Raw genomic sequence first — 11058 nt, 5'->3', positions numbered from 1 at the left:
CTAGGAATGGTCAGTCCCGTCGACTTCGAAAACCACATTGGTCTAACCACCAGTAGAAAAGAAATAGCTGCCTAAACACTAGGTAGCCCCACTACGTGTCCACGAATTGCGGTCAACCCCACTGAAGGCTGCCTCAGCTTTTTTCGCGTCGGAACTCGACCCAAAACGTCGGAAATGATCCGATTCATCGATGAATACCGGAATCGTTTCTCTGTCGAGTTCATCTGTAAGACGTTGAAGGATAACCGGGCTGGTGGGTTCATCACCTCGCGTGGGTATCGCCAGTCCAAGGCCCGTGGGTTAAGTGCTCGTCGCCTTCGTGATGCTGTGCTGGTCGACCGCATTAGTGCTGTTCATCGGGATAATTACGGCGTCTACGGCGTGCGGAAAATGTGGCATGCTCTCCGCCGTGACGGAATTGATATCGGTCGTGAACAAACTGCTCGGTTGATGCGCTTGGCCGGTGCTTCTGGCAAAGGCAAAGGCAGATCACCTCTCACAACCCGTAAGGCTAATGTGCCTGATCTGCGCCCGGACTTGGTCGAGCGTGAGTTCAAAGCTCAGGGCCCGAATAAACTGTGGGTGGCCGACATTACGTATGTGCGCACGAAGAAAGGCTTTGTGTACGCCGCGTTTGTCACCGACGTTTACTCTCGACGGATCGTTGGGTGGGCGTTATCAGACTCGATGCGGACGGAAGCACTGCCGCTGCAAGCTCTTAACCAGGCGATCGTGTGTGCTGAGGAAACAACAGGTCTCATTCACCATTCAGATCACGGCTCACAGTATGTCAGCGTTGTCTACAACCAGCGACTTGCCCAGCACGGGATTGCCGCTTCCACCGGAACGGTCGGGGATTCTTATGACAATGCTCTGGCAGAAAATGTTAATGGTTCCTACAAGAACGAGCTGATCCATGCTCGCAGGTGGGATGATGTTGTCGAGGTAGAAATCGCGACGTTCGAGTGGGTGTCATGGTGGAACGAGACTAGGCTCCACCAAAGCTTGGACTACCGAACCCCGGTCGAGGTCGAAACCGAATTTTGGAAGCAGAACCCGCCACAGGAAATAATAGAAATCAAGGCAAACGCCTAGGAACAAAACCCGGGGCACTTCAGAGTGTCCCTAAAACCTAGGGCAGAAACCAGGCCAACCACCAGCGCAGCCACGATGACGAGCAGCGAATTAATAATTGCCGTCTCTGGGCTACCCGTTTGCATAACTGCGGATACCAGGGCAACTCCCACCACGGAACCCACCTGGCGGGAGGTGTTGTACACACCGGAGGCAGCGCCCATGAGCTCCGGCGAGATATCGCGCAAGGTGGTAGCTGCGTTGGAACCCCAAATGAAGGACTGTCCCACGCCGAGCCCGGCAATGGGTAGACCGAGGACCCACGGAAGGGCGTCGACCTGCATGACCCACCATGCCGCAAGGAGCGAAAGTATCAGGATGGAAAATCCCAGCACCCCCAGGATCCGCGGGTTAACATAATCCGCCATGATGCCAGCGAGCGGAGATATCAGGAGAGACACCAGCGCCATAGGAGCCACGATGATGCCGGCTTCGCCCGCAGGCACTCCCTGCATGGTCTGCAGCCACAGCATGATGGGGAGCATCACCGCGGCCGCCATGAACCCCATTGCGATGATGCCTACCGAGCCCGCCAGATAGTTGCGGTCACTAAATAGCGCCAGCGGCACCAGCGGACTCGACCCGCGGGCCTGGGCAGTTGCCTGCAATCGAATAAACCAGACGCTAGCGGCAACTCCGGCGAGCAGGATCAGCCAAATGGTCCATCCCCAGCCAAGCACCGGTCCCTGCTGAATACCAAAGACGATTGCCGCCAAGGCGATGAGCGAAACGATGGCCGAGGGCGCATCGATAGACTGCGCGGTCGTGGGTAGCTCAGGCACCCACAGCAGCGCGAAGACAATGGCTAGCACCACGAAGGGAACGTGTACCCAAAAGGCGGCCTGCCACCCAAAGTGCCCGACCAGAAAGCCACCGGCGAGTGGACCGGCAAGTGCAGCTACCGAGCCAATGACGCCCCACACACCCAGTGCGCGCCCACGGCGCTCACGTGCAAAGATCCGATTGATAACGGACATGGTCTGTGGCATCTGGAGGGACGCACCCACGCCTTGCACGGCACGCGCCGCAATGAGTACTTCCACAGTGGGCACCACGGCACACGCCACCGCACCCAGCCCGAAAATGCCCACACCCAAACAGAACATCCGGCGCTGGCCTAAAACATCGCCCAAGCGGCCGGAAAAGAGCAGCGGCACCACCACAGCCAACAAATAGGCCGCGGATACCCACATGGTGTGGTTTACCCCTGCGCTCAGCTCACGTTGCAGATCAGGCAGCGCCACCGCCACCATGGATTGGTCCAGCAGGGATACAAAGAATCCGAGGGACAATGCAAACATGGCGCGCCATGCTTGGCGCTCGGGCGGCAGATGCGTCTCCACAGTCATGGCCTTAGAGTCTAGCGGGCCGAGAAATGTCGACCTAGACTGGTCACATGTCCATGATCGATATTAAAAAGCCCCAAGACGTTTCTACCGCCACTACTGTCACCCTCGGCCTTATCGGTGGCTGGGTCACCGCCCGCGAGACCGGCATTCGCCCGCTGGGCGGCGTAATCCTCGCCGCTGCCGGTGTCTGGGCGGGTCGCTCTTGGGCCAAGAAAACCACCCCGGCTACCACTGCCGGCCTGTGCGCACTCTACGTGGGCGCATTCGGCGCCTCCCACCCGCTGGCCAAGAAGATCGGTGCGTGGCCGGCGGTACTCAGCGTCACCGCAGCTTCGGCGGGCGCGGCTTATGCGCTTTCCGACGCCAAATAGTCCCCACCCACACCAATGCGCACCACGTCCCTCGACATGGTGCGCTTTCTTCTATCCTGACTGCCGTTGGTTCCTACTTGGCCACAGTGAACTCAACCGCCGCATCCTCGCTACCCAAGGCAACGGTGCCGCCGGGGAGGTTATAGAAGGAGGGGTTGGAGTCGAGGAGGCCACGAAGGGCGTCGGAAAGCTGCTGCGTATGCTCGTCGCAAGCCGCGCGGGTGGAGTTGAATTCGCCCACGCTGATGGTGCCGTCCTTAGCCACCTCGTAGGTAGTGGTGTAGATATTGCAGCCATCATTGACTACCAAGGTGCGGTCCTTGGCAAAGGTGACGCTCAGCTTGCCATCTTCCTTGACGGAGTGGAGCTCGCCGGTGATGGTCTGGCCTTCCACGTGAGGCTCCAGCTTCTCGGCACCCTCCGGGAGCGGAGAAATCAGGTCAGACTGAGTCGGCGCGGTCATGCTAAACCCCGGATCGATGTCGGGGACCTGCGCGGCGTTGGCGGCACCAGCGCCCATCAGTGCAGCGGCGGACAACGAAAATAGTGCGGTCTTTTTGAAATGCATGCCCAATAATTTACCCCCGCCGAATATAAATTCAACGGGGGTAAAGAAATCCTTATGGAATCGTCAGGGACTCCACAGGCGGCGTTTTACTTATCGCGGCCAGCCTCGTAGGCAGCGCCCACCTTGTAGAGGCGGTCATCCTCGAAAGCCGGAGCCATGATCTGCAGGCCGGTGGGCAGGTTGGTATCGCTAGCCAAACCGGAGGGCACAGACATGCCGCACAGGCCGGCCAGGTTCAACGGCAGGGTGCACAGGTCAAAGTTGTACATTGCCATCGGATCCTCGGCCTTCTCCCCCAGCTTGAATGCGGTAGTCGGGGTGGTCGGGGAAACGAGCACGTCAACCTGCTCGAAGGCGCGGGCAAAGTCCTGCGCAATGAGGGTACGCACGCGCTGCGCCTGCAGGTAGTAGGCGTCGTAGTAGCCAACGGACAGCGCATAGGTGCCCAGCATGATGCGGCGCTTTACCTCGGGGCCAAAGCCCTCTGCACGGGACTGGGACATGACCTGCTCCGCGGAGTGGGAGCCGTCATCGCCAGCGCGCAGTCCGTAGCGCATGCCGTCGAAGCGGGCTAGGTTGGACGAGACCTCACACGGCATGATCAGGTAGTACGCCGCCAGGGCGTCATCGAAATGGGGGCAATCAACCTCAACAATATCGGCACCCTGCTCGCGCAGCTGATCGACGGCAGCGTGGTAGTTCTCCATCACGCCTTCCTGCCAGCCATCGCGCTCAAATTGCTTAATAAGACCGACCTTGACACCAGAGAGGTCACCCTTGGCGCCTTCGCGTGCGGCGGCGACAACCGGTGCTACCGGCTTATCCACGGAGGTCGCATCGAAAGCATCATGGCCAGCGATAACCTCGTGCAACAGCGCGGTATCCAGGACCGTGCGGCCACAGGGGCCGGCCTGATCCAGGGAAGATGCCGCAGCAATAAGGCCATAGCGGGACACGGTGCCGTAGGTTGGCTTAACACCCACAGTATTGGTCAGCGCGGCTGGCTGGCGGATGGAGCCGCCGGTATCGGTACCAATGCCGAGTGGCGCTTGGCCGGAAGCGAGTGCAGCTGCGGTACCGCCACCCGAGCCGCCCGGGGTGCGCTCCGTGTCATAAGGGTTATGCGCTGGGCCAAAGGCGGAGTTTTCATTGGAAGAACCCATGGCAAACTCATCCAGGTTGGTCTTGCCCAGGATGGGAATTCCAGCCTCGCGCAGACGCTTGGTCACGGTGGCGTCGTAGGGAGAAACGTAGCCTTCCAGCATCTTGGACGCCGCCGTGGTTGGCGCATCGGTGGTAACGAGCAAGTCCTTCAGAGCCAGCGGCACGCCTGCCAGACCAGAGGCAGGCTCTTCGCCGGCATCGAGGGCCTTATCCACGGCGTCGGCAGCCGCGAGGGCTTCTTCCGCCCCCACGTGCAGGAAGGAATTCAGCTCCTCATTGGTCTCTGCGATGCGGTCCAGGAAGGCCTGAGTAACCTCGCGGGAGGTAATTTCGCGGGAGTGAATCTTTTCCGCCAGCTCGGCGGCAGTCAGAGAGGTCAAGCCCTCCGCAGGAACGGTCAGGTTAGACATTTATTCTCCTCCCAAAATCTGCGGCACGACGAAGCGCTCATCTTCTACGGCCGGTGCCTGATCCAAAGCCTGTTCTGCAGTTAGGGTGCGCACAATAACATCCTCGCGCATCGGGGCGTCCACGGAGTGCGGGTGACTCATCGGTTCCACACCCTCAGTATCCACGTTTCCTACCGCGGAAACGGAATCAACAATTTCATCAATCTGCGTTGCAAACTGGGCTAGCTCTTCCTCGCTGAGGGCCAGGCGGGAAAGCTTGGCGAGGTGGGCTACCTCATCACGCGAAATCTCAGACACGCGAACTCCATCCTTTATCTGCATAATCGACATGCGCGTGAAAAATATTCACACTAAGCATGTACTATGTGAATTGCTAACGACCCATGGTACTGCACCTACCGCGACGGCTGCCGCGTCACCCCAAATTTGCGTTGCTTGAAGCCGCCATTGTGACGCACGTATCATGTTCGGGACTACAAACAACCGAAAGCGTGCGAGACCATGTCCTTTTTGATCCGTGTACTGCTCCCCGATTCCCCTGGCAGCTTGGGCCAGCTTGCCGACGCCTTTGGACTCGTCGACGGCAATATCCAGTCAGTCGACATCGTAGAAAACTTCCCCGACGGAACGGTCATGGATGACATCGTCATTGAGCTACCCCAAGGCGCCATGGCCGATGTGCTTATCACCGCCGCCTCCTCCGTCGACGGCGTGGAAATTGACTCCATCCGCCCGTTTAGCGGCCGGGTAGACCGCCGCGGCCAGATCGAGCTGCTCGCGCGTGTAGCTCATGCCACCAATGTCACTGCGGCTATGGAAGAGGTTGTCGCGGCGATCCCGAAGGCACTCACCTCCACCTGGTGCATCGTCATTGATAATAACGAGCCTATCCGCCGCCTGGCCTCGTCCAACGCAGCGCCGGAAGATGACGGCACCGTTCCTCACGACATTGAGGTCGAAAGCGCCCGCGTCCTCCAGCCCGAGCGCGACGAGTGGGTACCCGAAAGCTGGTCCCTGCTTGACTCAGCACTCGCCGCCGCCCCACTCGGCGATACCGGATTGGTCATCGCCATGGGGCGAACCGGCGGCCCTGACTACCTCGCCTCCGAGGTCGAGCACTTGGGCCACATCGGCACCATCTTGGGTAGCTTCCTCAAATAGCCACAGCGAATTAGACTTCGCCGGTTTCTAGTAGTTGCTGGAATTGCGACTCGTTGAGAATCGGGATGTCCAGCTCGCGAGCCTTATCCTCCTTCGAGCCGGCGTTTGCACCTGCTACTAGATAGGAGGTTTTCTTCGACACCGAACCGGTGGCCTTGCCGCCACGAGAGACAATCGCTTCTTTCGCGGAATCCCTAGTGAAGTTTTCCAAGCTGCCGGTGACCACAATGGTCAAGCCCTCGAGGGTCTGCTCCTTGTGATCCTCGGCCGCTACCTCCATAGCCACGCCCGCAGCAGCCCATTTATCCACAATCGTGCGATGCCAATCCACCTCGAACCAATCGTGGAAGGATTGCGCGATGGTCATGCCGACGCCATCGACCTCAGCAAGCTCCTCCGTCTTCGCAGCACGCAGCTTGTCCATGGATCCGTAGCGGGAAGCAAGCGCCCGGGCCGCAATCGGGCCCACGTGACGTATGGACAGCGAGACCAAGACGCGCCAGAAGTCGCGTCCCTTGACCTCTTCCAGGTTGTTTAGCAAGTTCTGGCCTGCCGTATTGACCTTGACGTTGCCCTCCTTCTTAGAGCGCTTGTCTTTGGTGTCCTTCTTTGCGGTATAGACATCTGAGGCCAAGAGCTTTTCCGCGGTGAGCTCAAAAAGCTCCGACTCATCGATGAGGATGCCGTTGTCGATCAGATCCATCGCGCCCTTTTCGCCCAAGGCCTCAATATCCAGCGCCTTGCGGGAGGCCAGATACTCCAACCGTGCCGAGAGCTGCGCCGGGCAGGACTGCGTATTGGGGCAACGCCAATCGGCATCGCCGTCCTTCTGTGGGGCCAATTTCGTGCCGCACGCAGGACAGTTCTCCGGGAAGGTCCACTCATACTCGCTACCATCGCGCTGCTCGCGCACCGGCCCAAGGACCTCCGGGATAATTTCGCCCGCCTTGCGAATAATGACGGTATCCCCAATGAGCACGCCCTTGCGCTTGACCTCGGATTGGTTGTGCAGGGTAGCCATTTCCACCGTAGATCCGGAAACGAAGACTGGCTCCATCACTGCGTACGGGGTTACTCGCCCGGTACGGCCTACCCCCACCTCAATGTTCTTGAGCTTCGTGGTCACTTCCTCCGGCGGATACTTATAGGCAATGGCCCAGCGCGGTGCGCGGGAAGTCGCACCCAGCGCGCGCTGCGACGCCAAGTCATCCACCTTGACCACGAGTCCGTCCATTTCAAAGATGGCGTCGTGGCGGTGTTCTGCCCAATGCGCCACCTCGTCCTGAACCTCTTTGGCCGAGTGCACCTGCTTGGTATACGGGGAAACGGGTAGCCCCCAGGCCGCAATCGCCTTATAGGCATCGTGCTGTGAGGTGGGCGAAAATCCCTCGCGCGCGCCCAAGCCGTGGCACACCATCTTCAGGCGGCGCTTTTTCACCTCGGCGGGATCCTTCATGCGAAGTCCACCGGCAGCGGCGTTGCGCGGGTTGGCAAATTTATCTTTGCCATCAGCCGCGCGTTCCTCATTGATCTCCTCGAAGTCCTCGGGGCGCATATATACCTCGCCACGGATCTCGATAAGCGCCGGGACAGGGTATTCAGCAGTTCCCGTAAGCTCGTGCGGAATATCCTCGATTACGCGGGCATTGGCAGTAATCTCCTCGCCCACCGTGCCGTCGCCACGAGTCGCGGCGGTGGTCAAGCGCCCATCACGATAAACCAAGTCGATAGACAAACCATCAATCTTCAGCTCGGTGAGATAAGTTTGTGCCGGAGTTCTATCCAACCAATCCTGCATCTCGCCAGCGCTAAAAACATTGTCCAAGCTCATCATGCGCTCAAGGTGCTCAATATCTTCACCGCCGCTCGGAGCGGCGCCTACCTGCTGGGTGGGCGAATCAGGCACGGCAAGCTCTGGGTGCTCTTCTTCTAGCGCAAGAAGGCGCTGAAAGAGTGCATCAAAGTCGGCGTCGGGAATAGCCGGCTCACCGTTGTAGTACAGATTGCGGTGGCGGCGCACTTCCTGCGCGAGGTCATTCCATTCACGGTGCAGATCAACTGGATTAGTCACGCTGCCCAAGTGTAGCTATCCCTCGTGTCGGGGCTAGCTACTAAGGTATGGATCATGAATTTCGACGCCTCCCGCATGCTCGCCTTCGACCTTGAGACAACCTCGGCCAACCCTAAAGAAGCTCGCATTGTTACCTCTGCCCTAGTCCGCATTGACGGTCGTGATGTGCAAAAAGTAGAGCACCTTGCCGATCCCGGAATCGAAATTCCGCAGGAAGCGACCAATGTCCACGGAATCACTACGGAAAAGGCCCGCGCCGAGGGCCGCCCGCACGAGGAGGTGCTGAAGGATACGGTCGAAGCAATTAAAGCCGCATGGGAGGATGGCCTGACGCTGATCGTTTACAACGCAGCATTTGATCTCACCGTATTGCGCAGCCTGACCGGCGACTTTACGGTAACCGGCCCGGTCTATGACCCATACGTGATTGACCGTGTCAGCGATAAGTGGCGTAAAGGAAAACGCACCCTCGGCGCCGTGTGCGAGCACTACGGCGTTGAGCTTGGCAATGCTCACGAAGCTACTGCCGACGCCCTCGCGGCCGCCCGCGTGGCTTGGAAGCAGGTTCGCCAGCACTACCCCAACCTGGCGCAGATGGATGAAAATGAGCTCATGGAGTTCCAAGCCGTCAAGTGGTACGAGGACCGCGTCGCCTTCAAAAAGTACTTGGAAGGCAAGGGCCGCGATGCCTCGGATGTCTCGACTGCGTGGCCGCTGATCGGATAAAGTCTCCCAAATCTCCACTTCGAGCCGAAAGTCTCCCAAATCTCCGACAAAACGGGTTACACTAGCCGCATGGACAACCCATTCCGCCCGACATTCGGTGCCCCTCCCTTGTTTTGGGTCGGCCGCGGCGTCGTGCTCGATAGTTTCCGCACTGCCCTCGATGGTTCAGCAGGCAATGCCTCCCGGTCCATGGTGCTAAGCGGAGCTAGGGGCATCGGCAAAACGGTCCTTATCAACGAGTTGGAAGATATTGCTGAAGCGCGCGGTTGGGTAACGCTACGCGCCTCCGGGCGCTCCACCATGGTGGAGGAACTGGTCAACACCACGATTCCGAGGCTTCTCGAGCGGCTTTCGCCCAGCGATAAGAAGAAGGTCAGCCGCATCGGCATCGGCGGCGTAGGATCGATTGGCTTCGACCACCAGAAGGAAGACCGCTTCACCCCCACGTTGAATACTCGCCTACGCGAGCTTTCCGCCGAGCTAAGGGGAACCGGAATCCTCCTGACCATCGACGAGGTTCAAGACGCCGACGTCGAAGAGCTCACCACCATCGCCGTGGCCTACCAAGACTTGGTGCGCGATGAAATCGATATCGCCTTGGTGGCCGCTGGCCTGCCGCAGGGGGTCAACCACTTGCTGGACCTGCCCGGGGTCACCTTCCTGCGCCGGGCCCAGAAATTCGTGCTCGGCCCCTTATCGCCGGCCAATGCCGAGCGGGCGCTCGGACATACCGCCTCGGGCTCAGGGCTGGAGTTTAGCCACGAAGCGATTACGGACGCCGCCGCACTCACCCGCGGCTACCCTTACCTCGTGCAATTGGTCGGCTCACTGGCGTGGGAGCGCAGTCGCCGCAACCAAGAAGGCGGCATTTCCCAGCAGACAATCACCTCTATCGCCCCAGATGCAATATCGATCATGGGCGCGCAGGTGCACCAGCCTGCGACGCTAGCCCTGCCGCCGGCGCAGCGGGAGTTCCTGGAAGCGATGGCCGCAGTCGAAGTCGAAGGCATCGCCGCCATCGCAGACATCGCGGGCCACATGGACCGCACGGTGCGTTCCTTGTCGGCCACCCGCCAGCGGCTTATCGACGCCGACCTCATCGAACCCACCGCACATGGCAAGCTGCGCTATGTCATTCCCTATATGGGCGAATACTTCACCACCACGGATAGCCGCGGGCGCGTCGATTAAAGATCGCCGGCGTCGCGGATGAGGATGCCCGCCACCTCAGCGGCAAAAGAATAGCTGTGCGCGGACTTTTCCACCGGCCACGGAAAGATATCAACCTGTCCTGGAATTAGCTCCCGCGACAAACCCATGCGGTCAAAGTGCTGTGCAATAGCAATAGCTTCCGTGCGAGCATCGTGCCCTGCCACACCCAATCCGACGCGAGCGCCACCATCAATCCACTGCCCCAAGCCATCGAGATGCTCTGGAGAAGCCAGACCAGCGAAATCGAGCAGCACCGTCTTCGCTGCCACTTCCCATAAGGGCTCGCGAAGCCGTAGGTAGTCCGCACCAAACTCCGCCAACGTCGCATTGACTTGGTCCGCGGGAAAAGCCCTAATCGTATCGAAGTCGGTGGTGCCTGGAAGGGTGCCTGAAAGGACGTCGGCAAGCAGGGGCTCGTCCAGCTGCACTCGCACTTCTGCCCCAAAGCGCTGTGCTACCTGTGCCTTGTGTTCCTGAATTCCGGCCAATAGTGCACCACACAGGTCCCGGAAAGCACCCGAATCAGTAATCGCGCGGTGCCCGTTTCCTAGCTCCACGGCGGCCGCCAAACTCCACGGGCCTACCGCTTGGACCTTGATGCGCGGGACTGACTCGCCCCACACCTCCTGAATCTCGTCCAGGTCGCGGCTCATCTGGTCACCAATCCGATGCGAGATGAGCTGCGGCCGATCCCTGAGTACCCACGATCGTGGTCCGCGGTCAATAGAGACTGCTTCCAACAAGCCCGCTGTTCGCCCAATGGCCCCGGCATGAATCCCGCGGTCCGGCAACTGCGGAAGGTGCGGGAGACCACCCGTCTCCCCCATCACGATGTCCGCAGCCTCACTCATGGAGTATCCCGGCATAGGGCCTAAGCCAAAAGCGTCCATAT

At 59.6% G+C, this 11058-nt stretch carries 11 protein-coding genes; 5 read left to right on the top strand and 6 right to left on the bottom strand.

Going from position 1 to position 11058, the window contains the following annotated elements:
• Nucleotides 1-174 precede the first annotated feature (174 nt).
• On the top strand, nt 175-1095 hold the full coding sequence (locus tag MHK00_RS03140; protein WP_250410392.1) for an IS3 family transposase: 921 nt from the start codon (nt 175-177) through the stop codon (nt 1093-1095).
• Here MHK00_RS03140 and MHK00_RS03135 read toward each other — a convergent pair.
• A complete protein-coding gene (locus tag MHK00_RS03135) occupies nt 1092-2483 on the bottom strand; it encodes an MFS transporter (protein ID WP_250410390.1) in 1392 nt (463 codons plus the stop codon). The genes MHK00_RS03140 and MHK00_RS03135 overlap by 4 nt on opposite strands.
• A gap of 47 nt (nt 2484-2530) precedes the next feature.
• Here MHK00_RS03135 and MHK00_RS03130 point away from each other — a divergent pair, with 47 nt between their 5' ends.
• A complete protein-coding gene (locus tag MHK00_RS03130; RefSeq protein WP_005323344.1) occupies nt 2531-2854 on the top strand; it encodes a hypothetical protein in 324 nt (107 codons plus the stop codon).
• 73 nt (nt 2855-2927) lie between these two features.
• On the opposite strand, the gene MHK00_RS03125 is transcribed toward MHK00_RS03130, so the two are convergent.
• From MHK00_RS03125 to gatC, 3 genes are all read right to left on the bottom strand, one after another.
• The gene (locus MHK00_RS03125; protein ID WP_250410388.1) at nt 2928-3422 is read right to left on the bottom strand and encodes an META domain-containing protein; all 495 of its coding nucleotides are present in this window, start codon (nt 3420-3422) and stop codon (nt 2928-2930) included.
• Nucleotides 3423-3508: 86 nt separating this feature from the next.
• Nucleotides 3509-4996, bottom strand: coding sequence for an Asp-tRNA(Asn)/Glu-tRNA(Gln) amidotransferase subunit GatA (gene gatA / locus MHK00_RS03120; protein ID WP_250410386.1), 1488 nt, complete (start codon nt 4994-4996; stop codon nt 3509-3511).
• Nucleotides 4997-5317 (bottom strand): Asp-tRNA(Asn)/Glu-tRNA(Gln) amidotransferase subunit GatC, encoded by a 321-nt coding sequence (gene gatC / locus MHK00_RS03115; RefSeq protein WP_218840749.1) that lies wholly within the window; start codon nt 5315-5317, stop codon nt 4997-4999.
• Nucleotides 5318-5497: 180 nt separating this feature from the next.
• On the opposite strand from gatC, the gene MHK00_RS03110 reads away from it, so the two are divergent.
• Nucleotides 5498-6157, top strand: coding sequence for an ACT domain-containing protein (locus MHK00_RS03110; protein WP_250410384.1), 660 nt, complete (start codon nt 5498-5500; stop codon nt 6155-6157).
• Nucleotides 6158-6167: 10 nt separating this feature from the next.
• Here the strand turns inward: MHK00_RS03110 and ligA are convergent, their stop codons facing one another.
• Nucleotides 6168-8237, bottom strand: coding sequence for an NAD-dependent DNA ligase LigA (ligA, locus tag MHK00_RS03105; protein ID WP_251068430.1), 2070 nt, complete (start codon nt 8235-8237; stop codon nt 6168-6170).
• A gap of 45 nt (nt 8238-8282) precedes the next feature.
• Between ligA and MHK00_RS03100 the strand changes: the two genes are divergently transcribed.
• Together MHK00_RS03100 and MHK00_RS03095 are read left to right on the top strand one after the other, a co-directional pair.
• On the top strand, nt 8283-8954 hold the full coding sequence (locus MHK00_RS03100) for a 3'-5' exonuclease (RefSeq protein WP_250410380.1): 672 nt from the start codon (nt 8283-8285) through the stop codon (nt 8952-8954).
• Between the two features lie 69 nt (nt 8955-9023).
• The gene (locus MHK00_RS03095) at nt 9024-10145 is read left to right on the top strand and encodes an ATP-binding protein (RefSeq protein ID WP_250410378.1); all 1122 of its coding nucleotides are present in this window, start codon (nt 9024-9026) and stop codon (nt 10143-10145) included.
• Here the strand turns inward: MHK00_RS03095 and MHK00_RS03090 are convergent.
• The gene (locus MHK00_RS03090) at nt 10142-11056 is read right to left on the bottom strand and encodes a uroporphyrinogen decarboxylase/cobalamine-independent methonine synthase family protein (RefSeq protein WP_250410376.1); all 915 of its coding nucleotides are present in this window, start codon (nt 11054-11056) and stop codon (nt 10142-10144) included. The genes MHK00_RS03095 and MHK00_RS03090 overlap by 4 nt on opposite strands.
• Between the last annotated feature and the right edge of the window lie 2 nt (nt 11057-11058).

This window comes from Corynebacterium tuberculostearicum, from assembly GCF_022347385.1.
Classification (GTDB): domain Bacteria; phylum Actinomycetota; class Actinomycetes; order Mycobacteriales; family Mycobacteriaceae; genus Corynebacterium; species Corynebacterium tuberculostearicum_M.
This window is presented reverse-complemented; position numbering and strand designations above follow the sequence as displayed.